The 23,749-nt window shown below is 40.3% G+C and carries 36 protein-coding genes, 1 tRNA gene and 2 pseudogenes; 1 reads left to right on the top strand and 38 read right to left on the bottom strand.

Going from position 1 to position 23,749, the window contains the following annotated elements; genetic code table 11:
• Positions 1 to 8 precede the first annotated feature (8 nt).
• Entirely contained in the window at positions 9 to 1,904 is a 1,896-nt protein-coding gene (locus H7T98_RS03210; RefSeq protein WP_155198400.1) for a M13 family metallopeptidase, read from the bottom strand.
• 81 nt (positions 1,905 to 1,985) lie between these two features.
• A pseudogene (locus H7T98_RS03205) lies at positions 1,986 to 3,305 on the bottom strand (alpha-amylase family glycosyl hydrolase); the annotation flags it as partial.
• On the opposite strand from H7T98_RS03205, the pseudogene H7T98_RS03200 reads away from it, so the two are divergent.
• Positions 3,301 to 3,486: pseudogene (locus tag H7T98_RS03200) on the top strand (UTRA domain-containing protein); the annotation flags it as partial. The pseudogenes H7T98_RS03205 and H7T98_RS03200 overlap by 5 nt on opposite strands.
• A 53-nt stretch (positions 3,487 to 3,539) precedes the next feature.
• Here H7T98_RS03200 and H7T98_RS03195 read toward each other — a convergent pair.
• From H7T98_RS03195 to ruvB, 36 genes are all read right to left on the bottom strand, one after another.
• Positions 3,540 to 4,100: a TIGR01440 family protein gene (locus tag H7T98_RS03195; RefSeq protein ID WP_014632528.1), complete on the bottom strand. Its 561-nt coding sequence runs from the start codon at positions 4,098 to 4,100 to the stop codon at positions 3,540 to 3,542.
• Between the two features lie 15 nt (positions 4,101 to 4,115).
• The gene (locus tag H7T98_RS03190) at positions 4,116 to 4,454 is read right to left on the bottom strand and encodes a hypothetical protein (protein WP_102787814.1); all 339 of its coding nucleotides are present in this window, start codon (positions 4,452 to 4,454) and stop codon (positions 4,116 to 4,118) included.
• A 32-nt stretch (positions 4,455 to 4,486) separates the two neighbouring features.
• Positions 4,487 to 4,843, bottom strand: a complete 357-nt coding sequence (locus H7T98_RS03185; protein ID WP_045001354.1) for a hypothetical protein — start codon at positions 4,841 to 4,843, stop codon at positions 4,487 to 4,489.
• A 403-nt stretch (positions 4,844 to 5,246) separates the two neighbouring features.
• Positions 5,247 to 6,128: a class II fructose-bisphosphate aldolase gene (locus H7T98_RS03180; RefSeq protein WP_002885816.1), complete on the bottom strand. Its 882-nt coding sequence runs from the start codon at positions 6,126 to 6,128 to the stop codon at positions 5,247 to 5,249.
• 145 nt (positions 6,129 to 6,273) lie between these two features.
• Positions 6,274 to 6,359, bottom strand: a tRNA-Leu gene (locus tag H7T98_RS03175).
• Between the two features lie 192 nt (positions 6,360 to 6,551).
• Positions 6,552 to 7,847 (bottom strand): gamma-glutamylcysteine synthetase, encoded by a 1,296-nt coding sequence (locus H7T98_RS03170; protein ID WP_175063088.1) that lies wholly within the window; start codon positions 7,845 to 7,847, stop codon positions 6,552 to 6,554.
• A gap of 248 nt (positions 7,848 to 8,095) precedes the next feature.
• Positions 8,096 to 8,482: a 50S ribosomal protein L17 gene (rplQ, locus tag H7T98_RS03165; RefSeq protein ID WP_002885709.1), complete on the bottom strand. Its 387-nt coding sequence runs from the start codon at positions 8,480 to 8,482 to the stop codon at positions 8,096 to 8,098.
• Between the two features lie 17 nt (positions 8,483 to 8,499).
• On the bottom strand, positions 8,500 to 9,438 hold the full coding sequence (locus tag H7T98_RS03160; protein WP_002885793.1) for a DNA-directed RNA polymerase subunit alpha: 939 nt from the start codon (positions 9,436 to 9,438) through the stop codon (positions 8,500 to 8,502).
• A gap of 48 nt (positions 9,439 to 9,486) precedes the next feature.
• Positions 9,487 to 9,870, bottom strand: coding sequence for a 30S ribosomal protein S11 (gene rpsK, locus H7T98_RS03155; protein ID WP_002885718.1), 384 nt, complete (start codon positions 9,868 to 9,870; stop codon positions 9,487 to 9,489).
• A gap of 26 nt (positions 9,871 to 9,896) precedes the next feature.
• Complete coding sequence (gene rpsM / locus H7T98_RS03150) at positions 9,897 to 10,262, bottom strand: 30S ribosomal protein S13 (RefSeq protein WP_002885820.1); 366 nt, start codon at positions 10,260 to 10,262, stop codon at positions 9,897 to 9,899.
• A 17-nt stretch (positions 10,263 to 10,279) separates the two neighbouring features.
• On the bottom strand, positions 10,280 to 10,396 hold the full coding sequence (gene rpmJ, locus H7T98_RS03145) for a 50S ribosomal protein L36 (RefSeq protein ID WP_000868345.1): 117 nt from the start codon (positions 10,394 to 10,396) through the stop codon (positions 10,280 to 10,282).
• 25 nt (positions 10,397 to 10,421) lie between these two features.
• Positions 10,422 to 10,640 carry a translation initiation factor IF-1 gene (gene infA / locus H7T98_RS10180; RefSeq protein WP_001040189.1) on the bottom strand — a complete coding sequence of 73 codons (219 nt, stop codon included), beginning with the start codon at positions 10,638 to 10,640 and terminating at the stop codon, positions 10,422 to 10,424.
• A gap of 117 nt (positions 10,641 to 10,757) precedes the next feature.
• Positions 10,758 to 11,396: an adenylate kinase gene (locus H7T98_RS03135; protein WP_021144709.1), complete on the bottom strand. Its 639-nt coding sequence runs from the start codon at positions 11,394 to 11,396 to the stop codon at positions 10,758 to 10,760.
• Between the two features lie 131 nt (positions 11,397 to 11,527).
• Positions 11,528 to 12,823: a preprotein translocase subunit SecY gene (gene secY, locus H7T98_RS03130; protein WP_002887052.1), complete on the bottom strand. Its 1,296-nt coding sequence runs from the start codon at positions 12,821 to 12,823 to the stop codon at positions 11,528 to 11,530.
• Between the two features lie 16 nt (positions 12,824 to 12,839).
• Positions 12,840 to 13,280: a 50S ribosomal protein L15 gene (gene rplO / locus H7T98_RS03125; RefSeq protein WP_201061250.1), complete on the bottom strand. Its 441-nt coding sequence runs from the start codon at positions 13,278 to 13,280 to the stop codon at positions 12,840 to 12,842.
• Positions 13,281 to 13,407: 127 nt separating this feature from the next.
• The gene (rpmD, locus tag H7T98_RS03120; protein WP_002885773.1) at positions 13,408 to 13,590 is read right to left on the bottom strand and encodes a 50S ribosomal protein L30; all 183 of its coding nucleotides are present in this window, start codon (positions 13,588 to 13,590) and stop codon (positions 13,408 to 13,410) included.
• Between the two features lie 14 nt (positions 13,591 to 13,604).
• Positions 13,605 to 14,099 carry a 30S ribosomal protein S5 gene (gene rpsE / locus H7T98_RS03115; RefSeq protein ID WP_002885626.1) on the bottom strand — a complete coding sequence of 165 codons (495 nt, stop codon included), beginning with the start codon at positions 14,097 to 14,099 and terminating at the stop codon, positions 13,605 to 13,607.
• 18 nt (positions 14,100 to 14,117) lie between these two features.
• On the bottom strand, positions 14,118 to 14,474 hold the full coding sequence (gene rplR / locus H7T98_RS03110) for a 50S ribosomal protein L18 (RefSeq protein WP_002885810.1): 357 nt from the start codon (positions 14,472 to 14,474) through the stop codon (positions 14,118 to 14,120).
• Positions 14,475 to 14,563: 89 nt separating this feature from the next.
• Complete coding sequence (gene rplF, locus H7T98_RS03105) at positions 14,564 to 15,100, bottom strand: 50S ribosomal protein L6 (protein WP_002887056.1); 537 nt, start codon at positions 15,098 to 15,100, stop codon at positions 14,564 to 14,566.
• Positions 15,101 to 15,226: 126 nt separating this feature from the next.
• Positions 15,227 to 15,625, bottom strand: a complete 399-nt coding sequence (gene rpsH / locus H7T98_RS03100; protein ID WP_002885642.1) for a 30S ribosomal protein S8 — start codon at positions 15,623 to 15,625, stop codon at positions 15,227 to 15,229.
• A 122-nt stretch (positions 15,626 to 15,747) separates the two neighbouring features.
• Complete coding sequence (locus H7T98_RS03095; protein ID WP_001085699.1) at positions 15,748 to 15,933, bottom strand: type Z 30S ribosomal protein S14; 186 nt, start codon at positions 15,931 to 15,933, stop codon at positions 15,748 to 15,750.
• 17 nt (positions 15,934 to 15,950) lie between these two features.
• The gene (gene rplE / locus H7T98_RS03090; RefSeq protein WP_002887058.1) at positions 15,951 to 16,493 is read right to left on the bottom strand and encodes a 50S ribosomal protein L5; all 543 of its coding nucleotides are present in this window, start codon (positions 16,491 to 16,493) and stop codon (positions 15,951 to 15,953) included.
• Positions 16,494 to 16,519: 26 nt separating this feature from the next.
• Positions 16,520 to 16,825 (bottom strand): 50S ribosomal protein L24, encoded by a 306-nt coding sequence (gene rplX, locus H7T98_RS03085; RefSeq protein ID WP_002885874.1) that lies wholly within the window; start codon positions 16,823 to 16,825, stop codon positions 16,520 to 16,522.
• A gap of 80 nt (positions 16,826 to 16,905) precedes the next feature.
• Positions 16,906 to 17,274, bottom strand: coding sequence for a 50S ribosomal protein L14 (gene rplN / locus H7T98_RS03080; RefSeq protein WP_002885711.1), 369 nt, complete (start codon positions 17,272 to 17,274; stop codon positions 16,906 to 16,908).
• 24 nt (positions 17,275 to 17,298) lie between these two features.
• Positions 17,299 to 17,559: a 30S ribosomal protein S17 gene (gene rpsQ, locus H7T98_RS03075; protein ID WP_002885836.1), complete on the bottom strand. Its 261-nt coding sequence runs from the start codon at positions 17,557 to 17,559 to the stop codon at positions 17,299 to 17,301.
• Between the two features lie 27 nt (positions 17,560 to 17,586).
• Positions 17,587 to 17,793: a 50S ribosomal protein L29 gene (gene rpmC, locus H7T98_RS03070; protein WP_002885754.1), complete on the bottom strand. Its 207-nt coding sequence runs from the start codon at positions 17,791 to 17,793 to the stop codon at positions 17,587 to 17,589.
• A 9-nt stretch (positions 17,794 to 17,802) separates the two neighbouring features.
• Positions 17,803 to 18,216, bottom strand: coding sequence for a 50S ribosomal protein L16 (gene rplP / locus H7T98_RS03065; RefSeq protein WP_000960950.1), 414 nt, complete (start codon positions 18,214 to 18,216; stop codon positions 17,803 to 17,805).
• A gap of 3 nt (positions 18,217 to 18,219) precedes the next feature.
• Positions 18,220 to 18,873: a 30S ribosomal protein S3 gene (gene rpsC / locus H7T98_RS03060; RefSeq protein WP_002885727.1), complete on the bottom strand. Its 654-nt coding sequence runs from the start codon at positions 18,871 to 18,873 to the stop codon at positions 18,220 to 18,222.
• A gap of 12 nt (positions 18,874 to 18,885) precedes the next feature.
• On the bottom strand, positions 18,886 to 19,230 hold the full coding sequence (gene rplV, locus H7T98_RS03055) for a 50S ribosomal protein L22 (RefSeq protein WP_002887063.1): 345 nt from the start codon (positions 19,228 to 19,230) through the stop codon (positions 18,886 to 18,888).
• 15 nt (positions 19,231 to 19,245) lie between these two features.
• Entirely contained in the window at positions 19,246 to 19,524 is a 279-nt protein-coding gene (gene rpsS / locus H7T98_RS03050; protein WP_000533765.1) for a 30S ribosomal protein S19, read from the bottom strand.
• A gap of 93 nt (positions 19,525 to 19,617) precedes the next feature.
• Positions 19,618 to 20,451 carry a 50S ribosomal protein L2 gene (gene rplB, locus H7T98_RS03045; protein ID WP_002887065.1) on the bottom strand — a complete coding sequence of 278 codons (834 nt, stop codon included), beginning with the start codon at positions 20,449 to 20,451 and terminating at the stop codon, positions 19,618 to 19,620.
• A 17-nt stretch (positions 20,452 to 20,468) separates the two neighbouring features.
• Complete coding sequence (locus H7T98_RS03040) at positions 20,469 to 20,765, bottom strand: 50S ribosomal protein L23 (RefSeq protein ID WP_002887066.1); 297 nt, start codon at positions 20,763 to 20,765, stop codon at positions 20,469 to 20,471.
• Positions 20,765 to 21,388: a 50S ribosomal protein L4 gene (gene rplD / locus H7T98_RS03035; protein ID WP_002885795.1), complete on the bottom strand. Its 624-nt coding sequence runs from the start codon at positions 21,386 to 21,388 to the stop codon at positions 20,765 to 20,767. The genes H7T98_RS03040 and rplD overlap by 1 nt, the downstream gene beginning before the upstream one ends.
• Before the next feature lie 24 nt (positions 21,389 to 21,412).
• A complete protein-coding gene (rplC, locus tag H7T98_RS03030) occupies positions 21,413 to 22,039 on the bottom strand; it encodes a 50S ribosomal protein L3 (protein ID WP_002885755.1) in 627 nt (208 codons plus the stop codon).
• Between the two features lie 114 nt (positions 22,040 to 22,153).
• On the bottom strand, positions 22,154 to 22,462 hold the full coding sequence (rpsJ, locus tag H7T98_RS03025) for a 30S ribosomal protein S10 (protein WP_002885653.1): 309 nt from the start codon (positions 22,460 to 22,462) through the stop codon (positions 22,154 to 22,156).
• Between the two features lie 243 nt (positions 22,463 to 22,705).
• A complete protein-coding gene (ruvB, locus tag H7T98_RS03020; RefSeq protein WP_002892095.1) occupies positions 22,706 to 23,707 on the bottom strand; it encodes a Holliday junction branch migration DNA helicase RuvB in 1,002 nt (333 codons plus the stop codon).
• Positions 23,708 to 23,749: the final 42 nt, after the last annotated feature.

Genomic DNA, 23,749 nt, shown 5'->3' with positions numbered 1-23,749 from the left:
CATCATTATTACCAAATAATCACGCGATCTTCTGGGGCACGCCACATGCCGTCGCCCTCTTTAATGTCAAATTCCTTGTGGAATTCGTCGAAGTTTGGTAATTGGACATTGGTACGGAGTTTTCCTGGTGCGTGGACATCGACACTTGCGAGGAGTTGCATGTACTCTGTCCGAGCTTTCATGCGCCAGATGCGAGCAAAGTTGGTGAAGAATTCTTCTGCTGAAAAATCCTCCTCTTTCTTAGCGGCTTCAAGGGCTGCAGCGATGCCTCCAAGGTCCGCTACGTTTTCAGAAACAGTCAATTTCCCATTAATCTTAGCACCATAAGAGTCTTGGCCTTCAAACTGATCGATAACTTTTTGGGTACGAGCGGTAAAGGCTTCGTAATCTTCTGGCTTCCACCAGTCTTTCAAGCTACCATTCTCATCAAAGGAAGCACCATTGGTATCAAAGGCGTGTGAAATTTCATGAGCAATGACCGCACCAATTCCACCGTAGTTAGCTGAGGAAGATTGATGAAGGTCATAGAAAGGTGCCTGCAAAATCGCAGCGGGGAAGACGATTTGATTTTGTTGCGGATCATAGTAAGCATTGACCATATTTGCTGGCATGTGCCACTCGCTCCGATCAACTGGTTGATTCCACTTACTCCAGCTATGAGCAATTGAAATTTCGTAGAGAGTCTGAGCATTTTCAACCAAGGTTTTGCTCTCGTCGATAACCTTCTTGGCATAAGTTTCTGGTAACTTTTCAGGGTAACCGATATGAGGTGTGATGACATTGAGTTTGACAATGGCTTTTTCACGAGTCTCAGGGGCGAGCCAATCTGCTTTTTCCAGACGATCCTTGTAGACCTCAATCATGGTCGCTACTTTATGCTCCACGTCTGCTTTTGCTTCTGGTGAGAATTTTTCACCTGCATACCAGAGTCCAAGCGCTTGGCTATATGGTACTTCTGCTATTGATAAGGCTGCTTTTTCTTTTGGACGAGGTTCTGGAATACCTGCAATCGTACGGCTATATTCACCAGCCAAAACACGGATTTCTTCGGTCAAGAATAGAGTCCAAGAAAGAGCTGCTCCGAGTTTCAATGCAGCATGAAGGGTCTCCCAGTTGGATGCTGAATAGAATGTTGGTGCGAATTCCTTCCAGTAACGCTCTTCTGGCACGATGATTTTATCTGGTGTTTGTCCGATCACTTCTGTAAAGAAGGCATCGAGTGGCAATTCTGGGACCAAGGCCTTGAAATCCGCCCACTCATAGGGATGGTAGAGTTTGTTGTACTCTGATTTTTCTTCGTTTGACAAGACATATTTGGCCAATTCTGCGTCCCCTGCAATCACTTTATCCAGGATATCTTTGATTTCTTCCTCTGAGAAATCAAATTTTGCCAAGAGCTTTTCCATCATTTGACGCCAGATAGCCAGTAATTCTGGGCCTTTTTCGTTGCCTTCTTCATAATAGGTCGTATCTGGCAAGATGAGAGCCGGTGCTTCTCCCCACAAGACATTCATTTGGGCATTCTTAAAGTCTGGCGACACGCTAAATGGCAAGAGATTTGATTTGCCAGCTAGTTCATAGGTGCCCAACTTGCTGGTATAGTCTTCAAAAGAAGACAGAGCCTTGATTTCATTGATCAAGGGTATGACTGGTGCCACACCAGCTGCTTCTCGTGCATCAAAATCAGCTACCATCTTGTGGTATTTGACAAAGTTTTGCAGAATGCTATCTTCGGGTAATTCTTCTCCCCGTTGCCATTTTCCGGTAATATCCAACATCAAGTTTTCGATATCTCGATCCAAGTCCATAAAGCCACCAGTCGAAGGTTTATCATCTGGAATGACTGCTGTCTCAGCCCATTTCCCATTGACGTATTCATAAAAATCATCTTGTAAGCGTGTCATTACACTTCCTCCATCAACATTAAAAGTGCTTTCATTATAACAAAATTCCCCAGCAAAAGCATTTACTGAGGAAAGTTTGGCTTATTTTACTAAGATTGCTAGGGTTTGATAAGGTTTCAAAATTATCTTTTCAGCAAGCTCTACATCATCATAATTGGATAAGAGCACGCGCCCTGACTGATATTCTGCTGGAATCGCCACTTCAGCTTCACTTCCGTAGAAATTATTGAGTACCAAGAGTTTTTGATCGTCTAAGTAGCGTTCAAAGGCGTAGACTTGTTGACTATCCTCAAATGCTGGCTGATAGCTTCCTTCTGAAATGATAGGCATTTCTTTGCGCAAGCGAATCATTTCTTTATAGAATTTAAAGATTGGTCCATCGATTTCATTTTCAACGTTGATGTCTTTATAAGATTTACCGACTTTCAACCATGGAGTGCCTGTTGAAAAACCTGCATTCTCAGAAGCATCCCATTGCATGGGTGTACGCGAATTATCACGTGACTTAGCTTGGATAATCTTAAAGGCTTCCTCAGGAGACTCACCTTGATCCAAAAGCATCTGGTAGGCATTGATGGATTCCACATCCACATAGTCTGCCATGGAATCATAGTCTGGATTAATCATGCCGATTTCTTCGCCCATGTAGATATACGGAGTTCCACGTGACAAATGGATGCTAGCTGCTAGCATGGTCACTCCTTCATTACGGAAATTCTTGATATCCACAAAGCGATTCAAAGCACGTGGCTGGTCATGGTTATTCCAGAAAAGGGCACTCCAACCACCTCGTTCACTCATTTCCTTGCCCCATGTATGATAGAGACGTTTGAGCTCTTCAAAATCAAAGGGAACAATGGTCCATTTTTGACCATCTTCATAGTCGACTTTAAGATGATGGAAGTTAAAGGCCATAGACAACTCGTGACGCTCCGGTGCTGAATAGAGAACACAGTTGTCAATGGTTGTCGAGGACATCTCTCCAACTGTCATAAAGCTATCATCAGAACCAAAGGTCGCTTCATTCATCATACGAAGATAGTCATGGACAATTGGTTTATCCGTATAAGCTGGTTTCCCTTCATTTTCAGGGCAATCCACTAAGACTTCATCTTTCCCAATCAAATTGATCACATCGAAACGGAAACCTTTGACTCCCTTGTCACGCCAGAAGTTGACCACCTTGAACAACTCCTTACGGACATTGGGATTGCGCCAATTAAGGTCCGCCTGTGTTTCATCAAAGAGGTGAAGATAGTATTTCCCTGTATCTCCAAAAGGAGCCCAGGCAGAACCACCAAATTTAGACAACCAATCGGTTGGTTGGTCCTGAATAAAGAAGAAATCTTGATAATACTGGTCTCCAGCCAAAGCTTTTTGGAACCATTCATGCTCCAAAGAAATCACTATTGATAATGCTACCGATCAAGATAAGATTCTTATCGACCTAGGTAAAGACCAGCACGTTGTTTGTATCCGTTCTAAAGTTTATTTAACTAATGGAAAACAGTTCCAATTTACGGAAAGTCGCCACAAACTTGAAAAATTCAAATTTGTCGATTATGCCAAGCGTCGTCATTAAAAGAAAGGGCTCTGCTAACAGAAAAAGTATCGGACAAGAATGTCCGATACTTTTTAGTTTTTACGGATAGGATCTGCTAGATACTCAGCACGAGCTCCACCAATTAACTTAGGACGACTCGCCAAAGCAGTCACATGAGCACCACCTAATTCTGGAGTAATCGGGCGAAGAGGAACTTGGACCCTCTTCACATGCATACCAATAGAGGTATCCCCAATATCGATACCAGCCTGAGCGACAATTTCCTCCACCTCAACAGGATCCTTCATATAGTCGAAAGCAGCCAGCTGACCACTTCCCCCAGCATGCAAGGTCGGAAGAACATTAACAATTTCCAAATCTTTAGCCATGGCGAGCTCACGCTCAACAACCAAAGCACGATTCAGATGTTCGCAGCCTTGAACAGCCAAGTAAATCCCTTTAGGTTCCAAAACTTCAAGAATCGTTTTCACAATTCGTTGGCCAATTTCACGGCTAGAGGCTTTTCCGATTATCCCACCAGCGACCTCACTGGAAGACAATCCCAAGACAAAGATAGCTCCTCGCCCAATAGCGGAACGTTCAACAATATCTTCTACAAGCACACGTGTCTTCTCTTCTAAATCTAGCAACATCACAACAGCCCTCCTTTAGACAACAGCTGTATTCAGGATTCGCACAATAAGATAGTACAGAATCACAAAAAAGATAAGGAAAAATGCCCCTAGTAATAATAACTGCCTACGGCGTTTCTTACTTAGATCCCAAGAGAAACCAAATCCCATCAAAAAAGGACCAACACTATAACTTAACATAAACCATAAATCTACGCGTGCTATATGCCAAAAAGAAGAAATAAAGGCCACCAAACCAATTAAGGATAAAATCCAAGAAAAGTCCCAACGATCTGATTTAGCAAAAGCCAAGCCTATTAAGAAACAGCCCAAGGCAGGCATGATAATAAATGATAGGGTCATAAAATAAAACATGCCATTATTATAGCATGTTTTACAGATTCATGTTAGTGGCGGTTAATAACACCATAAGCAATAGTGAATGCAATAGCAGCAACACCTACAACGATTGCCATGACAGCCCAGAACATAGTCATCGCACGGCGTCCCTTACGATTGTTGAAAGGAAGTCCCCAACCAATCATGATAACACCTAGCAATCCAAGCCAGATTTTATAAGTGATAACAATCGCCGCATCAAAATAGGCAAAAGCAACCAAACCTAAACCTAGCAAAGAAATCAAATAAGACCACTTACCCTTCAAAAATGAAGGCAAGGCCCAACCAAATAACACTAAACCTAGTAGAGCAAGAGCTCCACCACCAAAAAATACGGGTACAATATAATTATCAAACATATTCATATTATAGCATATCTTAAAAAGTTAGGAAATAGAATCTATCAACCAAAGCCATACCATCTCTTTAAAATTTGTTCACTCTCAATCACAGATTGATTCGCAGATACTAACTATTTATTTGGGTACAAAAAAACAAGACCCAGAAAGGACCTTGTTTTAATAGCCTAATTGCGCTTTGTTTGCACTACATCTATAATCAAAATGGACTGAAATTTAGAAATCGGGGGCAAAATGGGGGCAAAACATAAGAAAAAGGCTTGTCCACATTGGACAAACCCTTTCATTTCAAGCTTATATAGTCTAATTAAGCTTTGTTTGCTCCCAATCACAGATTGATTCGCAGACACTAACTATTTATTGGGTACAAAAAAACAAGATCCAGAAAAGACCTTGTTCTTTTTTTCAATTAAGCTTTGTTTGCTGAACCGAATACGTCGATACGTTCTTCAACAGCTTCTGTAATAGCTTCGAAACCTGGTTTCAAGAATTTACGTGGGTCGAAGAGTTTCTTCTTGTCGTATTCTGCTTCATTTGCTTCGTATTCAGCAACAAATTTACGTGTTGCGTTAGCAAATGCGATTTGACATTCAGTGTTAACGTTAACTTTAGCAACACCAAGTTTGATAGCTTCTTGGATTTGATCGTCAGGAATACCTGATCCACCGTGCAATACGATTGGGAAGTTAGGAACAGCTTCTGTCAATTTTTGCAAGTGGTCAAGGTGAAGTCCGCTCCAGTTTTCTGGGTAAGGACCGTGGATGTTACCGATACCTGCTGCAAGGAAGTCGATACCAGTTGCAACCATAGCTTTAGCATCTTCGATTGGTGCCAATTCACCATCACCGATGATACCATCTTCTTCACCACCGATTGTACCAACTTCAGCTTCAACTGATACACCGTTAGCGTGTGCAAATTCAACAACTTTAGCTGCTTTTTCAAGGTTTTCTTCAACTGGAAGGTGTGAACCGTCAAACATAACTGAAGTGTAACCTACACGGATACATTCCAAAGCGTCATTGTAGTGACCGTGGTCAAGGTGAATAGCAACTGGTACAGTGATACCCATTGATTCAACCAATTCTTCGATAAGGACTTTACACAATTTGTAACCACCCATGTACTTAGCTGCACCCATAGAAGTTTGGATAAGTACTGGAGCTTGTTTAGCTTCTGCTGCACGCAAGATAGCTTGAGTCCACTCAAGGTTGTTTGTGTTAAATCCACCAACTGCGTAACCATTATCACGAGCTGCTTGGACAAATTTTTCTGCTGAAACGATTGCCATTATAAAGGCCTCCTATATTTTTTTGGGTTTGAACCCGTTTACAAGTTTATTCTATCACAATTGAACTCAAAAAACTAGCTTTTCTACAATTTGTAAGCGTTTTGATTTTTTAATACAAAAAAACCAGTCATGTGACTGGTTACTCTGCGGAAAGAGGGACTTGAACCCTCACGACCTAAAGCGGTCACAGGATCCTTAGTCCTGCGCGTCTGCCAATTCCGCCATTTCCGCTAACAACATTAGTTATTATATCAGGATTGACAACTTGTGTCAATACTTTTTTGAAAGTTTTTTAGTAGCTTTCCCTTGTCTCTTTCGAAACAACTATTATATAATACCATTTATTGTTTGCTAACGTCAATACTTTTTTGACTTTTTTTAAATTTTTTAGCAAAAACTATCTATCATATCTCTTGTCAAAGGTTAAGCTAAGCTCTTATTCAGCCTATCTAATTTCTCTCTAAGGGGAGCTAAGTAAACTTCTTCTCCAAAACCACGCGATTTTAAGCCATCCTCAGCACAAGACAATAACGATTCTGTCAAAGGTAAAATCATTTTGAGGTCTGTAGCAGAAATATCTTTTTTCGAAAATAAACGACGAATTCTAGGGTAATCATAGTCAAATGCTTCAAAAAAAGGTGAGTCATTCAAAATATTTTCTAGATTTACCAAATTGACTAAAAGACCAAGGTGAAAGGCTGCTGGCGCAAAGGTTGATGAGAAAGGTTGGGTACATACACTACGAAACTCAATAGTCCCTCGTGTCGTTAAATCTTGGAATTGATAAGAACGATGAGTCTTAAAATCTTCCTCACTTGGTTCAATAGTGACAACTTCGCCACGAATAGAGTGTGCTTTGATAGATGGCGTACTTAGATAGTCTTTAGCACGTATTGGTTCAAAATAGTAGGTTTCGTCACCACGCTTAGCAGTAAAAATGGCTGTCTCAGACAAGTAAGAAAAATAGTCATCTTCATTCTTAAATACCTTGGGAAATACTCCTGCATTTTCCTCAAACACACCATGCATGGAATTCTCCCAGAAAACATCACGGGAAAGCGCTAAATCCCAATCAGAATCCCAAAACTCAGAGTTTGCCAATAATACTGCCTTGGGTCCCTCTATTTGGTTAAAAGCATTTAAGACTCTTAAATAGGACGTTTTTGAAACATCTAATTGTACCTGACTCCCACAGATGAAAGAAGCATATTCTGGATAATCATGAAAGAAAGGATCGTTCTTTGCTTTAGATAGCTCGAGAAAATCCATAAGCATTTCATAACGAGGAGATTTAACAGGTCTGTTGTCATTTTTTGCCCAGTTTGGATTCACTCCCCAACCTTGCAACTCATGATTATGATTCTGAAGATAGGGTTGGATTATACTGAGGTAAGTATCCAGACGTTCCTCAACCTCAGAAATTCTCTCAGCCTTCGTAAAAGCAAACTCGATCGTATTGTACGAAACTTCAAAAAGAATCATGTCTCCAGAAGCTTTATCGATAAGCTGAATAGGATTATTATCCGAATCATACTTATCAGCTTGAAAATCAAAATTATCCAAGAGATAGACTAGTAACTGTTTTGTAAGAGAGACATCTGTAGCATTGCCACTCAAATTAACAACTGGGTATTCCAACTCAATCCCCACAAATAATTCGGGTTGCTCCTTAATTGGCTCATAGTACCTTTGCTTAAGAAGTTCCTTGGCTGTTGTCAAAATAATGTCCCCCTTTTTAAAATAAGCTTATTCCATTATATCAAAATATTCAGACGATTTATAGACAAAAAAACGCCTGCTTACGAAAAATAACCGTATTACCTTTCGTAAACAAGCGTTACATGCTTATTTATTCCCATTTTTATGATGAGTGTTCCCGCTAGGCGTATGCCCAGCGGTAGACCAGAGCTAGACTAAGAAAAGCTAAGCTATTCCATCATCATAACACTCAACAAAATTGATAAAAATTAAACAAGTTCGATGATTGCCATTGGGGCAGCATCGCCACGACGTGGTTCTGTTTTAAGGATACGAGTGTATCCACCGTTACGTTCAGCATAACGAGGTGCGATTTCTGAGAAAAGTTTTTGAAGAGCAGTTGTTGATGTATATTTATCAGTTGCTTCATCATAGCTTTCAGATGCAATTTCGTTACGTACAAATGCAGCTGCTTGACGACGTGCGTGCAAATCACCACGTTTACCAAGAGTGATCATTTTTTCAACTGTTTTACGGATTTCTTTAGCACGTGCTTCAGTTGTAACGATTGCTTCGTTAATGATAAGATCTGTAGTCAAATCACGAAGAACCGCTTTACGTTGTGAGCTTGTGCGTCCAAGTTTACGGTAAGCCATGTTATCCTCCTATGTTATTATTTATCGTTTTTGAGTCCAAGTCCAAGATCAGCCAACTTAACTTTGACTTCTTCAAGAGATTTACGACCTAGGTTACGGACTTTCATCATTTCAGGCTCAGTTTTTTCTGTCAAATCATGAACGGTATTAATACCGGCACGTTTCAAACAGTTATATGAGCGTACAGACAAATCAAGTTCTTCGATGGTACGGTCAAGCACCTTTTCATCGTTCACTTTTTCAGTTTCTTTCATTACATCAGTAGCTTTAGCAACATCAGTAAGGTCAGTAAACAAATTCAAGTGTTCAATCAAAACGCGAGCCGAGAGACCGAGGGCATCTTCAGGGATGATTGTTCCGTTTGTCATGATTTCGATTGTCAATTTATCAAAACCATCATTGCTACCTACACGGGCAGGTTCAACTTGATAATTGACTTTTTTCACTGGTGTGTAGATTGAATCTACAGCCAATGTTCCCACTGGTGCATCATCTTTCTTGTTTTCATCTGCTGGAACATAACCACGGTTTGTAGCTACTGTCATAGTCGCTTTCAAAGAAGCGCCGTCAGCGATAGTGAAAAGATAATGATCAGGGTTAACAATTTCAATGTCGCTATCAGTCAAGATGTCTCCAGCAGTAACTTCAGCTGGACCTTGGACATCAAGTTCAATTGTCTTTTCGTCTTCGACGTAAGATTTTACAGCAAGTCCTTTAATATTAAGGATGATTTGCATCACGTCTTCACGGACGCCTGGTACGGTATCAAATTCGTGGAGTACTCCATCAATCTTAATTGATGTTACGGCAGCACCTGGAAGTGATGACAAAAGTACACGACGAAGAGAGTTACCCAAAGTTGTACCATAACCACGTTCTAGTGGTTCGATGACAAATTTGCCGTAATCTTTATTTTCATCAATTTTTGTTATTATTGGTTTTTCAAACTCAATCATTTATTATACTCCCTCGAAACGAACCTTGTGTACTATTGTTATTAAAGATTACACACGACGACGTTTTGGAGGACGACAACCATTATGTGGTACAGGTGTTACATCACGGATTGCTGTTACTTCAAGACCTGCAGCAGCAAGAGCACGGATAGCAGACTCACGACCTGAACCAGGACCTTTAACAGTTACTTCAACTGTTTTAAGACCATGTTCTTGTGCAGATTTAGCAGCAGCTTCTGAAGCCATTTGTGCAGCAAATGGTGTAGATTTACGAGAACCTTTGAAACCAAGAGCACCAGCTGATGACCATGCTACAGCGTTACCATGCACATCTGTAATCATAACAATAGTGTTATTGAAAGTAGCGTGAATGTGAGCAATACCAGATTCGATATTCTTTTTCACACGACGTTTACGTGTTGGTTTAGCCAATGTTTTTACCTCCTATTTTATTTTAATTATTTTTTCTTACCTGCAATCGCAACAGCTTTACCTTTACGAGTGCGGGCATTGTTTTTAGTGTTTTGTCCACGGACAGGAAGTCCACGACGGTGACGGATACCACGGTATGAACCGATTTCCATCAAACGTTTGATGTTAAGGTTAACTTCACGACGAAGGTCACCTTCAACTTTGATTGCATCCACTTCGCGACGGATAGCGTCTTCTTGATCATTTGTCAAATCTTTAACGCGGATGTCTTCAGAAACGCCTGCAGCAGCCAAGATTTTCTTAGATGTTGCAAGTCCGATACCGTATACGTAAGTAAGTGAAATTACTACACGTTTATCGTTTGGAATGTCAACTCCAGCAATACGAGCCATGATTTCTCCTTTCTATATTATCCTTGACGTTGTTTGTGTTTTGGATTTGTTGGACAAATTACCATAACACGACCGTTACGACGAATAACTTTACAGTATTCGCAAATTGGTTTAACCGATGGTCTTACCTTCATGTTTCAATCCCTCCAATTATTTCGATTATTTAAAGCGGTATGTGATGCGTCCACGTGTCAAATCATAAGGACTCATTTCAACAGTCACACGGTCACCGACCAAAATACGAATGTAGTTTTTACGGATTTTACCAGAAACTGTCGCCAAAATTTGGTGTCCATTTTCCAATTCAACAGTAAACATAGCATTAGGCATAGTTTCTACAACTTTACCTTCAATTTCAATCACGTCTTCTTTTGCCACGCAAAAGTACCCCCTAAAATTTCGATTTGATTTCCTCTGAGCACAGAGGTAACAATTATAAGTCAGACTAAAGTATTATAACATGCTTAAGTCTGATACGCAAGTAAGATTATATAATTATTTAATTGCTGCAATCGCTTTTTTAACATCAGCGAATACATCGTCGATATCTTGGTTACCTTGAATATCAGATACAAGACCAAGCTCACGGTAATGTGCAATAATTGGCTCACCTTGAGCAATATTCACATCCAAGCGGCGTTTCACTGTTTCTGGTTTGTCATCTTCACGTTGGTAATAGTCTTCTTCCTTGTAGTCAGCTGGTGGGTTGAATACTTTATGGTAAGTTTCACCTGTTTCGCGGTGAATAATACGACCACTCAAGCGTTCAAGGAGGCAAGATGGATCCACTTCGATATTGATTACTCCATCAAGCTCCAAACCAAGATCAACCAAGATTTGATCCAAGGCATGAGCTTGTTCGATTGTGCGAGGAAAACCATCCAAAAGGAATCCTTTTTCCTTAATGTCGTCTTGAGCCAAACGCTCTTTAACGATTCCGTTTGTTACTTCATCTGGTACCAATTCACCTTTATCGATGAATGATTTGGCCAAAACACCCATTTCAGTTTGGTTAGCCATAGCAGCACGGAACATATCACCAGTTGAGATATGAGCTACACCAAATTCTTCAACAATTTTTGCAGCTTGAGTCCCTTTACCAGCACCTGGTAGACCCATAATTAAAAGATTCATCTTACGAACTCCTTATTTTTGTTTTCAAATAACTCTATCAAGGTTTTAACACATTGGTAGAGTTATCAAAAAACAAAAGAGAAGGGACAGAAAGTAACCTTTCTTTCCCTCTCAATTGTTCATGAGAAGACTTAGTCTTCAAGATTCATAAATCCAACGTACTGACGTTTCAATAGGTAACCTTCGAGTTGTTTCATACCTTCGATACCAGTTGAAATCAAGATCAAGAGAGATGTACCACCAAGCGCGATTGAGCTTGTAAGGTGCATAAACTGTTGAGCCGCAATTGGAGCCAATGAAATAAACGCGAGAAATACAGCCCCGATTGTTGCCAATCTCTTAAGCAATGAAGACATGTACTTTTCAGTCTCACGACCTGGACGAACGCTAGGAATGTAAGACCCATTCTTTTGAAGATTTTCAGCAGTTTTTTCAGGATTTACTTGGACAAATGTGTAGAAGAATGAGAATAAGATAATCAATATCGCATAGGTAATCATTCCACTAGGTGTATTATACGAGAGTAGTCCTTGTAAATGTGATAACCACGTAACCTTAGAGAAGAATGGAAGAAACGTACTAGGAATTGTCGTAATCGAGCTAGCAAAGATAACGGGAATAACACCAGCTGGATTGACTTTCAAAGGTAAGTATGAACTCGTTGGAGCCCCTTGAACCAATTTCGTATATTGAATTGGAATTTGATATTCTGCTTGTTGTACAAATGTCGTAAAGAAGACAATCGCCAAACCTACCACAATCAACAATGCGACGATGATATATGAACGTGTCAATTCTCCTGAACGAACATTGACAAAGAAATCCTCATAAATTGTTGAGAACATCTTTGGAATGGAAGCAATGATACCAGAAAAGATAATCATCGACACACCATTACCAAAGCCCTTATCAGTAATTTGTTCACCAAGCCATGTCACAATTATGCTACCAGCAGTTAAAATTGTCCCAATCAATAAATAGGTTGAAACATTAGGTGTCTTAACCAATGAAATTGATGAGAGTGTATTGAAACTAGCTGTAATACCAATCGATTGAACAAATGCTAAAACAAGAGTAATATAACGAGTCGCCTGATTTAATTTACGACGACCAACTTCACCCTGTTTGCCCCACTCCACAAATTTTGGATAGATATCCATCTGCAAAAGTTGGACAATGATTGATGCTGTAATGTACGGACTAACCCCCATCGAAAAGATAGAGAAGCTATTCATAGCATTACCAGACACCAAGTTAAGCATATTCAAGAAAGGTAAATCACTTAATTGTTTCAAACCTTCAGCGTTGATACCAGGAACCGTTACATGAGTCCCGACACGAAAAACGAAAATAATGAAGATTGTAAATAAAATCTTATTACGAACGTTTTTGACTTTCAACGCATCTTTTAATAGTTTAAAGAACATAATGAGTTACCCCTCATTAGATGACTTCGATTGAACCACCTTTAGCAGTGATAGCTGCTTCAGCAGATTTTGAGAATTTAGCTGCTTTAACAGTCAATTTCTTAGTCAATTCGCCGTTACCAAGAACTTTAACGCCTGATTTTTCAGCACGAACGATTCCAGCATCTTTAAGAACTGCTGGAGTTACTTCTGTACCATCTTCAAAAACGTTCAATTGATCAAGGTTTACAAGTGCGTATTCTTTAGCGTTGATGTTAGTGAATCCACGTTTTGGAAGACGACGGAACAATGGAGTTTGTCCACCTTCAAATCCTGGACGTACGCCACCACCGCTACGAGCTTTTTGACCTTTTTGACCACGGCCTGAAGTTTTACCGTTACCAGATGAAGTACCACGACCTACACGGTTACGGACTTTACGAGAACCTTCAGCAGGTTTCAATTCATGAAGTTTCATTATTATTTTCTCCTCTTTTTGTAAAATGCTAGCGCCTCTAACCAAGTAAGGTGGCTTGATTAGAAACTCGCCTATACATGAAATTCAGTTTAAGTCGCAAGGTAACCCTCACGACTTAAATCAATTTTTATTTAACGTCTTCTACAGTTACCAAGTGAGATACTGCGTTGACCATACCACGGATAGCAGCGTTGTCTTCTTTAACAACTGAGCTATTCAATTTACCAAGTCCAAGAGCAACAACTGTTTTACGTTGTTCTGGTTTGCGTCCGATTGGAGACTTAGTCAAAGTAATTTTAATTTGAGCCATTGTTATCTCCTTTCTTATGCCAAGTCAGATACTGAGATGCCACGAAGAGCCGCAACTTCTTCAGCACGTTTAAGTTGTTTCAATCCTTCAACAGTCGCACGAACGATGTTGATTGGAGTGTTTGAACCAAGTGATTTAGATGTTACATCAGCAACACCAGCCAATTCGATGACGGCACGAACTGCACCACCAGCGGCAACCCCAGCCCCTTCAACAGCTGGTTTCAACAATACTTTCGCTCCACCAAATTCTGAACGAACTTCGTGAGGAATAGTTGTACCAACCATAGGAACTTCGATAAGGTTTTTCTTAGCTGCTTCAACTGCTTTACGGATAGCTTCTGGAACCTCTTGAGATTTACCAGTACCAAATCCTACGCGACCATTACGGTCACCAACAACAACAAGAGCAGCAAAACGCATGTTGCGTCCACCTTTTACAACTTTAGTAACACGGTTGATAGCAACTACGCGTTCTTCAAGTTCTACTGCATTATCTTTAAATGCCATTATTAAGTGTCCTCCCTATTAGAATTTCAATCCGTTTTCACGAGCTGAGTCAGCCAAAGCTTTAACACGTCCGTGATAGAGATATCCACCGCGGTCAAACACCACTTCAGAAATACCTTTAGCTACTGCGCGTTCAGCAACAAGTTTACCGACAACAACGGCTTGTTCTGTTTTAGTTCCTTTAGAAACTTCTTTATCAAGAGTTGATGCACTTGCGAGCGTTACACCCGCTACGTCATCAATAACTTGAGCGTAGATGCCTGTATTAGAACGGAAAATGTTCAAACGTGGGCGATCAGCAGTTCCAGAGAGTTTTCCGCGAACGCGACGGTGGCGTTTTTGGCGGAGTTTGTTTTTATCTGGTTTCGAAATCACAATTTTCACCTCTTAATTATAATGCTAGCTCATGAGAGCTTTTGGTAAAGAGACAATCCACAAAGAATTGCCATAAGGATAAAATCCTATTATTTACCAGTTTTACCTTCTTTACGACGTACGTATTCACCAACGTAACGGATACCTTTACCTTTGTAAGGTTCTGGTGAACGAAGGCTACGGATGTAAGCTGCTGTTTGACCAACAACTTCTTTGTTAATACCACTTACAACGATTGAAGTTGCAGATGGTACTTCAAAAGTAATACCTTCTGGAGCTTCAACTTCGTCTTGGTGAGATTTACCAACTGAAAGAACAAGTTTTGTTCCTTGGAGTTGCGCACGATATCCGACACCGCGCATTTCAAGTTCTTTTTTGAAACCTTCAGAAACACCAACAACCATGTTGTTCAAGTTTGCACGAGAAGTACCGTGGATTGTTTTGTTTTCTTTTGAGTCGTTTGGACGGTGAAGTGTAACTTCATTGCCTTCAACTTTGATTTCAATGTTTTTGTTAAACTCACGAGTGAGTTCGCCTTTAGGTCCTTTAACAGTAACAACGTTATCGTTGTTTGTTACTTCAACACCAGCAGGCAAAGTAATAACTTTATTACCAATACGTGACATAGTATTTAATTCTCCTGTTAGATTATCAAGCCACAAAGTGACTAGTTTTCACGGGGATGAGTTTCATAGAATATAATCAACGAAACTCGCACAAATCATTTGAGATAAGTGCTTAGTATCAACTTCTTACCAAACGTAAGCGATAACTTCTCCACCAACGTTCTTTTGACGAGCTTCTTTATCAGTCAAAAGACCTTCTGAAGTAGAGATGATCGCGATTCCAAGTCCGTTAAGAACTTTAGGAACATCTTCACGTTTAGAGTAAACACGAAGACCTGGTTTAGAAATACGTTTCAAGTTAGTGATAACACGTTCACCGTTTTGTCCGTATTTCAAGAATACGCGGATGATACCTTGTTTGTCATCTTCGATAACTTCAACATTTTTTACGAAACCTTCACGTTTAAGGATTTCAGCGATACCTTTTTTAATGTTTGATGCAGGTACTTCAAGTACTTCGTGTTTAGCTTGGTTAGCGTTACGAATACGTGTCAAGAAATCTGCAATTGGGTCAGTCATAACCATTTTATATTTTCTCCTCTTACTAGTAGTTTGAATAATTCACTTGCTAGTTAATGATTGAGCTAGGCTCAGATTGTGTTAAATACATTCAAATTAGGTAAAACTAACTTAAATGTACCATGTTTTTACCAAGAAGCTTTGGTAACACCTGGAATTTGACCTTTGTAAGCCAATTCACGGAAGCAAACACGGCAAAGTTTAAATTTGCGATAAACTGAGTGTGGACGTCCACAACGTTCGCAACGAGTGTAAGCTTGCGTAGAGAACTTCGCAGGGCGTTTGTTCTTAGCAATCATTGATTTTTTAGCCAATTTATTTACCTCCTAGATTATTTTGCAAAAGGCATTCCAAGGCCTTTAAGCAATTCACGACCTTCTTCGTCAGTGTTAGCAGTAGTTACGATAACGATATCCATACCACGTACTTTATCAACATCGTCGAAGTTGATTTCTGGGAAGATAAGTTGTTCTTTAACACCAAGTGTGTAGTTACCACGTCCATCAAATGATTTAGTTGGAACACCATGGAAGTCACGAACACGTGGAAGTGATACTGATACCAATTTATCCAAGAATTCGTACATGCGTTCACCACGAAGGGTAACTTTAGCACCGATCGCTACACCTTCACGAAGACGGAAGCCAGCGATTGATTTCTTAGCTTTAGTAATCAATGGTTTTTGACCTGAAATAAGTGCCAACTCAGCAGCAGCTTTTTCAAGAGTTTTAGCGTTGTTTACAGCTTCACCAACACCCATGTTGATAACGATTTTATCAACTTTTGGCACAGCCATAACTGAAGAATAATTGAATTTTTCAGTCAAAGCTGGAATTACTTCGTTAGTGTATTTTTCTTTAAGACGGTTAGCCATTTAATACTTTCTCCTTTCCTTCGTGATTAGTCAAGCACTTCGCCTGATTTTTTGTTGTAACGAACTTTTTTGCCGTCAACAACTTTGTAACCTACACGTCCAGCTACACCGTTCTTGTCAAGAACTTGAACGTTTGAAGCGTGGATTGGTGCTTCTTTTTCCACGATAGCACCTTGAGGGTTTTCAGCTGATGGTTTTTGGTGTTTTTTGATGATTGCAACACCTTCAACAACAACTTTGTTTACTTTTGGAAGAGCTTTAAGAACTACTGCTTCAGTTCCTTTGTCTTTACCAGCAATAACGCGAACTTTATCGCCTTTTTTTACAAACATTTGAGTATTTCTCCTATTATTTCTTACGCCCTAATGGGCACCCTGAACATTTCAGGGGACTAAGTTTGTGTTAATTCAGATTAAAGTACTTCTGGCGCCAAAGATACGATACGCATGTATCCACCTTCACGCAATTCACGTGCAACAGGGCCAAAGATACGAGTTCCACGAGGAGTTTTGTCATCGCGGATGATTACTGCAGCGTTATCATCAAACTTGATGTATGAACCGTCTGGACGGCGAGCACCAGTTTTTGTACGAACGATAACAGCTTTAACAACATCACCTTTTTTAACAGCTCCACCTGGTGTAGCTTGTTTAACAGTTGCAACGATAACGTCGCCGATGTTAGCGAATTTACGTCCTGAACCACCAAGAACTTTGATAGTCAAGATTTCACGAGCACCGCTATTATCAGCAACTTTTAAGCGACTTTCTTGTTGAATCATTTCAATTGTCTCCTTTTAGTTTTATTAGATAATAACAGCTTCTTCCACAACTTCTACAAGACGGAAGCGTTTTGTAGCTGAAAGTGGGCGAGTTTCCATGATACGAACGATATCGCCTTCTTTAGCAACGTTGTTTTCATCATGTGCTTTGTATTTTTTAGAATAGTTGATACGTTTACCATAGACTGGGTGGTTACGTTTAGTTTCAACTACAACTGTGATTGTTTTATCCATCTTGTCAGATACTACGCGTCCAACAAGGGTTTTACGTTGATTACGTTCCATTATTAGAATTGCTCCTTTCCCAATCTATTATTTGATTTCAGATTGCACCGTTTTAACACGTGCAATTTGTTTTTTCACTTCGTTCAAACGGGCAGTTTGATCAAGTTGACCTGCTGCAGCTTGGAAACGAAGGTCGAAAAGTTCTTTCTTAAGTTCGTTTTCTTTTTTAGCAAGCTCTTCTTGAGACAAGCCACGAAGCTCAGCAACAAACTTTTTGATTTCTTCAAGTTTCATGTCTTCTCCTTATTCTGCTTCACGTTTCACGAATTTACATTTAACTGGCAATTTGTGGCTAGCAAGACGAAGCGCTTCACGTGCAACTTCTTCAGAAACACCTGCGATTTCGAACATTACTTTACCACGTTTAACTGGTGCTACCCAACCTTCAGGTGCCCCTTTACCAGAACCCATACGTACACCGATAGCTTTAGCAGTGTATGATTTGTGTGGGAAGATTTTAATCCAAACCTTACCACCACGTTTCATGTAACGAGTCATGGCAATACGAGCAGCCTCGATTTGACGGTTTGTAATCCAGTGGCTAGTTGTAGCTTGAAGACCGTATTCACCGAATGATACTTCTTTACCACCTTTAGCCTCACCGCGCATTTTTCCACGGAATTCACGACGGTGTTTAACACGTTTAGGTACTAACATTTGTTATTTGCCTCCTTTAGTGTTTTTACGAGCTGGAAGAACTTCTCCACGGTAGATCCAAACTTTAACACCAAGTTTACCGTAAGTTGTGTCAGCTTCTTCCCAAGCGTAATCAATATCAGCGCGAAGTGTGTGAAGTGGAACTGTACCTTCAGAGTATCCTTCTGCACGGGCGATATCTGCACCGTTCAAACGACCTGATACTTGAGTTTTGATTCCTTTAGCTCCAGCACGCATTGCACGTTGGATAGCTTGTTTTTGTGCACGACGGAAAGCAACACGTTGCTCAAGTTGGCGAGCAATTGTTTCACCAACAAGGTGAGCGTCCAAATCAGGTTTCTTGATTTCAACGATGTTGATGTGTACTTGTTTTCCAGTCAATTTGTTAAGTTGAGCGCGAAGAGCGTCAACGTTTGATCCACCTTTACCGATAACCATACCTGGTTTTGCAGTGTGAAGTGAAACAATAACTTTGTTTACAGCACGTTCGATTTCAATAGTTGAAACTGAAGCGTCTGCAAGTTCTTTTTGAATGAATTTGCGGATTGCCAAATCTTCGTGAAGGTAATCTGCGTATTCTTTTTCAGCATACCATTTCGCATCCCAGTCACGGATGATCCCGACACGCATACCAATTGGATGTACTTTTTGACCCACGAGTTTACCTCCTTATTTTTCTGACACAACTACTGTTACGTGAGTTGTGCGTTTGTTGATTGGTGAAGCTGAACCTTTCGCACGTGGACGGAAACGTTTCATTGTTGGTCCTTCGTTTGCGAATGTTTCAGATACTACCAAGTTAGCTTTTTCCAAACCAAAGTTGTTTTCTGCGTTAGCGATAGCAGAGTTAAGAGTTTTCTCAACAATGCGAGCTGCTTTGTTTGGAGTGAATTTCAAGATTGCGATTGCATCAGCAACGTTCTTACCACGGATAAGATCAAGAACAAGACGTGTTTTACGAGGTGAAACACGCACTGTACGAGCCATTGCTTTAGCTGAAGTAATTTCTGCCATTGTGTCCTCCTCCTATTAACGACGTGTTTTCTTATCGTCAGCTGCGTGACCTTTGTAAGTACGAGTTGGTGCAAATTCACCAAGTTTGTGACCTACCATGTCTTCTTGGATGTAAACAGGAACGTGTTTACGTCCATCATAAACTGCGATAGTGTATCCGATGAAACTTGGGAAAATCGTTGAACGACGTGACCAAGTTTTAATTACTTTTTTCTTTTCGTCATTTGCTTGAGCTTCAACTTTTTTCATCAAATGCTCATCGACGAAAGGTCCTTTTTTAAGACTACGTCCCATTTTGTAGTTTTCTCCTTTAAATTGAATGTACCACAGCGGCTTGCACTAAGAAATGCTACCGAGTTGGCGGATGTTATGTGCTAAGCGACTAAATTATTTTTCGTTACGACGACGAACGATAAGTTTGTCAGATTTAGCTTTCTTGTTACGAGTTTTAAGACCAAGCGCAGGTTTACCCCATGGAGTAGATGGCGCTTTACGTCCAACTGGTGCTTTACCTTCACCACCACCGTGTGGGTGATCGTTAGGGTTCATTACAGAACCACGAACTGTTGGGCGAATACCCTTCCAGCGATTACGGCCGGCTTTACCAAGGTTGATAAGTGATTGTTGTTCGTTACCTACAGTACCGATAGTTGCACGACATGTACCAAGAACCATACGAACTTCGCCTGATTGAAGACGAACAAGTACGTATTTACCTTCTTGACCCAAAACTTGAGCAGAAGCACCAGCGGCACGGATAAGTTCAGCACCTTTACCTGGTTGAAGCTCGATGTTGTGGATAACTGTACCAACTGGGATGTTTGCAAGTGGAAGAGCGTTACCAATCTTGATATCCGCATCTGGACCTGAAACGATACGTTGACCTACTTCAAGACCTTTAGGTGCGATGATGTAAGCTTTAACCCCGTCAGTATAGTGTACAAGAGCGATGTTTGCAGTACGGTTTGGATCATACTCAATTGTTTTAACAACTGCTTCAACGCCATCTTTGTTACGTTTGAAGTCAATCAAACGGTAGTGACGTTTGTGTCCGCCACCTTGGTGACGTACTGTGATACGACCGTTGTTGTTACGACCAGCTTTGTTCTTAAGAGAAACAAGCAATGATTTTTCAGGAGTGCTTGTAGTGATTTCTGCGAAATCCAAAGAAGTCATGTTACGACGGCCATTTGTCGTTGGTTTATAAACTTTAATACCCACGTTAATTTCTCCTTTGATTATTCAGCTTCAGCTGCAAACAACTCGATTGCTTTAGAATCAGCTGTAAGAGTGATGATAGCTTTTTTAGTTTTTGAAGTGAAACCAGTGTAACGTCCAACACGTTTTTGTTTTGGTTTAACAGTTACAGTGTTCACGCTAGCAACTTTAACACCTTCAAATGCAGCTTCAACTGCTTGTTTGATCAAGAGTTTGTGTGCACGTGTATCAACTTCGAAAGTGTATTTTCCTGCTTCAAGAGCAATCATAGATTTCTCAGTGATAACAGGTTTTTTGATTACGTCATACAAATTCATTATGCAAGAACCTCCTCGATTGATGAGATAGCTTCTTTAGTAACAAGAAGTTTATCTGCGTTTACGATGTCAAGTACGCTTGCAGTTGCAGGAGTTGCAACAGTTACGTTTGCAAGGTTACGTGCTGAAAGTTCAGCGAATTTGTTTCCTTCTTCAACGATAACAAGTACTTTAGAATCGATGCTAAGAGCTGAAAGAACGTTTGCGAATTCAGCAGTTTTTGGAGCTGCAAATGAAAGAGCTTCAACTGCTACAAATTTATCTTCTGCAACTTTAGCTGAGTAAACAGATTTCAATGCAAGGCGACGAACTTTTTGTGGAAGTTTGTATCCGTAAGAACGTGGAGTTGGTCCGAAGACAACACCACCACCACGCCATTGTGGTGAGCGGATAGAACCTTGACGAGCACGTCCAGTTCCTTTTTGACGCCATGGTTTACGTCCACCACCTGATACTGCTGAACGGTTTTTAACCGCGTGAGTACCTTGGCGAAGGCTAGCACGTTGGCTGATTACGACATCAAATACTACTGATTCGTTTGGTTCGATACCGAAGATAGCGTCGTTAAGTTCAACTGTGCTAACTTCTTTACCAGTTTGGTCAAATAGTTTTACGTTTGCCATTTTTAACTGATTTCTCCTTTCTTATTATTTAGCAGCTTTAACTGCTGATTTGATAGTGATAAGAGATTTCTTAGCACCTGGTACGTTACCTTTGATAAGGATAACGTTTTTCTCTGGGATAACTTGTACAACTTCAAGATTTTGAATTGTCACACGGTTGCCACCCATACGTCCTGCCAAGTGTTTGTTTTTGAAAACACGGTTAGGCGCAACAGGTCCCATTGAACCTGGACGACGGTGATAACGAGAACCGTGAGCCATAGGTCCGCGTGATTGACCGTGGCGTTTGATAACACCTTGGAAACCTTTACCTTTTGAAGTACCAGTTACGTCAACAACATCTCCAGCTTCGAATGTGTCAACAGTGATTTCTGATCCAACTTCCAAGCCTTCAATGTTTTTGAATTCACGAATGAAGCGCTTAGGAGCTGTGTTAGCTTTCGCTACGTGGCCTTTGGCAGGTTTGTTGCTCAATACTTCGCGTTTGTCGTCAAAACCAACTTGAACTGCTTCGTAACCGTCTGTTTCAACAGTTTTAACTTGAAGCACAACGTTTGGAGTAGCTTCGATGACAGTAACAGGGATAAATTCACCTGCTTCAGTGAAGATTTGAGTCATTCCCACTTTTTTCCCTAAGATTCCTTTTGTCATGAGAAAATATTTCCTTTACTTTATTGTTTTTTCAAAAAGTTTTTTATGAGCGTTTTTTATGCTCAAAAAAGTTTTTAACGAGCGTTTTTTATGCTCATTGAATCAAACTTTAAATTAAAGTTTGATTTCTACGTTCACACCACTTGGAAGATCAAGTTTCATCAAAGCGTCAACTGTTTTTTGAGTTGGGTTGATGATGTCGATAAGACGTTTATGTGTACGCATTTCAAATTGTTCGCGAGAATCTTTATATTTGTGAGTCGCACGAATAATTGTGTAGAGACTACGTTCAGTTGGAAGTGGAACTGGTCCAGCAACTGTCGCACCTGTGCGAGTTGCAGTTTCTACGATTTTTTCAGCCGCTGTATCAAGCGTACGGTGTTCGTAAGCTTTCAAACGGATACGAATTTTTTTGTTTGCCATTTTTTCTCCTCTTTCGTCTATTTAAGATAATAGGCTAGCTCCTCAAGAAAACCAACACGGATTGCGTGGCAGTGCAACCAGGCGTGTCGCAACCTCTTGTATCATAGCTAAGCGCTGTATTTACAGCACCATAATATAATAACAAAAGAACCCACTCATTGCAAGGGATTTTTTAAGTTTTTTTCTTTTTTCTTTATTTTCTTTTTGACTAAACAAAAAAATCCACCTTCGATGGATTTTTTATCAACTTTCTTTAGTGTAGTCGTACCCCATGTGTTCATAGGCTTTAACCGTTGCAACACGTCCTGTTCGTGTTCGCATAATAAATCCTTTTTGAATTAGATAGGGTTCATACATATCTTCTACCGTTTCTCGCTCTTCAGCAATATTAACTGACAAGGTCCCTAGACCAACCGGTCCACCACCATACATCTCAATCATGGTTCGGAGAATTTTTTGGTCGACATAATCTAGTCCTTCATGGTCCACATCCAACATAGTCAACGCCTTGTCTGCAATCTTATCATCAATGATGCCATCACCCATAATTTGTGCATAGTCTCTCACACGCTTAAGTAGGCGGTTAGCAATACGTGGCGTTCCACGACTACGACGTGCTAACTCTAGGGCAGCCTCAGGTGTTATAGTCATATCAAAGATTTCTGAAGTGCGTTCTATAATTTCCTTCAAATCTGGTAACTCATAATATTCCATATGACCATTAATCCCAAAACGAGCCCTCAATGGATTTGACAACATACCTGCTCGTGTGGTTGCACCCACTAAAGTGAACGGTGGTAACTCTAGGTGAACACTACGACTTGTTTCACCTGCACCAATCATGATATCGATGTAGTAATCTTCCATAGCACTATAAAGTACTTCTTCCACTGCCATAGGCATTCGATGAATCTCATCAATAAATAAGATATCACCCGGCTCCAAGTCATTTAGTATGGCAACCAGATCTCCAGCCTTCTCAATTGCTGGCCCAGACGTCTGCTTTAAATTGACGCCCATCTCATTAGCTATCACAAAAGCCATGGTCGTTTTCCCTAAACCTGGAGGACCAAACAAAAGAGTATGATCCAATGCTTCATCACGAAGTTTAGCTGCCTCTATAAAAATCTTTAATTGGTCCTTAACCTTATCTTGACCAATATATTCCTTAAAGTACTGAGGACGAAGGGTACGCTCAACATACTCTTCATCTCCTAGTAAATCATTATCTAATATTCTTGCCATAGGCTTATTTTAGCACAAAACAAAAAATGCAGTCAAAATTTG

The sequence above is a fragment of the Streptococcus sp. 23.2 genome, from assembly GCF_016648665.1.
GTDB lineage: Bacteria > Bacillota > Bacilli > Lactobacillales > Streptococcaceae > Streptococcus > Streptococcus salivarius_E.
Note: the sequence above shows the minus strand (reverse complement) of the source record. Positions and strands in the feature narration are given on the sequence as shown.

Excerpts from the sequence above, each read along its gene's own strand:
- H7T98_RS03210 (WP_155198400.1), bottom strand. The coding sequence starts at position 1,904 with ATGACACGCTTACAAGATGATTTTTATGAATACGTCAATGGGAAATGG.
- H7T98_RS03195 (WP_014632528.1), bottom strand. The coding sequence starts at position 4,100 with ATGTTGCTAGATTTAGAAGAGAAGACACGTGTGCTTGTAGAAGATATT.
- H7T98_RS03190 (WP_102787814.1), bottom strand. The coding sequence starts at position 4,454 with ATGTTTTATTTTATGACCCTATCATTTATTATCATGCCTGCCTTGGGC.
- H7T98_RS03185 (WP_045001354.1), bottom strand. The coding sequence starts at position 4,843 with ATGAATATGTTTGATAATTATATTGTACCCGTATTTTTTGGTGGTGGA.
- H7T98_RS03180 (WP_002885816.1), bottom strand. The coding sequence starts at position 6,128 with ATGGCAATCGTTTCAGCAGAAAAATTTGTCCAAGCAGCTCGTGATAAT.
- rplQ (WP_002885709.1), bottom strand. The coding sequence starts at position 8,482 with ATGGCTTACCGTAAACTTGGACGCACAAGCTCACAACGTAAAGCGGTT.
- H7T98_RS03160 (WP_002885793.1), bottom strand. The coding sequence starts at position 9,438 with ATGATTGAGTTTGAAAAACCAATAATAACAAAAATTGATGAAAATAAA.
- rpsM (WP_002885820.1), bottom strand. The coding sequence starts at position 10,262 with ATGGCTCGTATTGCTGGAGTTGACATTCCAAACGATAAACGTGTAGTA.
- rpmJ (WP_000868345.1), bottom strand. The coding sequence starts at position 10,396 with ATGAAGGTAAGACCATCGGTTAAACCAATTTGCGAATACTGTAAAGTT.
- H7T98_RS03135 (WP_021144709.1), bottom strand. The coding sequence starts at position 11,396 with ATGAATCTTTTAATTATGGGTCTACCAGGTGCTGGTAAAGGGACTCAA.
- secY (WP_002887052.1), bottom strand. The coding sequence starts at position 12,823 with ATGTTCTTTAAACTATTAAAAGATGCGTTGAAAGTCAAAAACGTTCGT.
- rplO (WP_201061250.1), bottom strand. The coding sequence starts at position 13,280 with ATGAAACTTCATGAATTGAAACCTGCTGAAGGTTCTCGTAAAGTCCGT.
- rpmD (WP_002885773.1), bottom strand. The coding sequence starts at position 13,590 with ATGGCTCAAATTAAAATTACTTTGACTAAGTCTCCAATCGGACGCAAA.
- rpsE (WP_002885626.1), bottom strand. The coding sequence starts at position 14,099 with ATGGCATTTAAAGATAATGCAGTAGAACTTGAAGAACGCGTAGTTGCT.
- rplF (WP_002887056.1), bottom strand. The coding sequence starts at position 15,100 with ATGTCACGTATTGGTAATAAAGTTATTACTTTGCCTGCTGGTGTTGAA.
- rpsH (WP_002885642.1), bottom strand. The coding sequence starts at position 15,625 with ATGGTTATGACTGACCCAATTGCAGATTTCTTGACACGTATTCGTAAC.
- rplE (WP_002887058.1), bottom strand. The coding sequence starts at position 16,493 with ATGGCTAACCGTCTTAAAGAAAAATACACTAACGAAGTAATTCCAGCT.
- rplX (WP_002885874.1), bottom strand. The coding sequence starts at position 16,825 with ATGTTTGTAAAAAAAGGCGATAAAGTTCGCGTTATTGCTGGTAAAGAC.
- rplN (WP_002885711.1), bottom strand. The coding sequence starts at position 17,274 with ATGATTCAACAAGAAAGTCGCTTAAAAGTTGCTGATAATAGCGGTGCT.
- rpsQ (WP_002885836.1), bottom strand. The coding sequence starts at position 17,559 with ATGGAACGTAATCAACGTAAAACCCTTGTTGGACGCGTAGTATCTGAC.
- rpmC (WP_002885754.1), bottom strand. The coding sequence starts at position 17,793 with ATGAAACTTGAAGAAATCAAAAAGTTTGTTGCTGAGCTTCGTGGCTTG.
- rplP (WP_000960950.1), bottom strand. The coding sequence starts at position 18,216 with ATGTTAGTACCTAAACGTGTTAAACACCGTCGTGAATTCCGTGGAAAA.
- rplV (WP_002887063.1), bottom strand. The coding sequence starts at position 19,230 with ATGGCAGAAATTACTTCAGCTAAAGCAATGGCTCGTACAGTGCGTGTT.
- rpsS (WP_000533765.1), bottom strand. The coding sequence starts at position 19,524 with ATGGGACGTAGTCTTAAAAAAGGACCTTTCGTCGATGAGCATTTGATG.
- H7T98_RS03040 (WP_002887066.1), bottom strand. The coding sequence starts at position 20,765 with ATGAATTTGTATGACGTAATCAAAAAACCTGTTATCACTGAGAAATCT.
- rplD (WP_002885795.1), bottom strand. The coding sequence starts at position 21,388 with ATGGCAAACGTAAAACTATTTGACCAAACTGGTAAAGAAGTTAGCACA.
- rplC (WP_002885755.1), bottom strand. The coding sequence starts at position 22,039 with ATGACAAAAGGAATCTTAGGGAAAAAAGTGGGAATGACTCAAATCTTC.
- rpsJ (WP_002885653.1), bottom strand. The coding sequence starts at position 22,462 with ATGGCAAACAAAAAAATTCGTATCCGTTTGAAAGCTTACGAACACCGT.
- ruvB (WP_002892095.1), bottom strand. The coding sequence starts at position 23,707 with ATGGCAAGAATATTAGATAATGATTTACTAGGAGATGAAGAGTATGTT.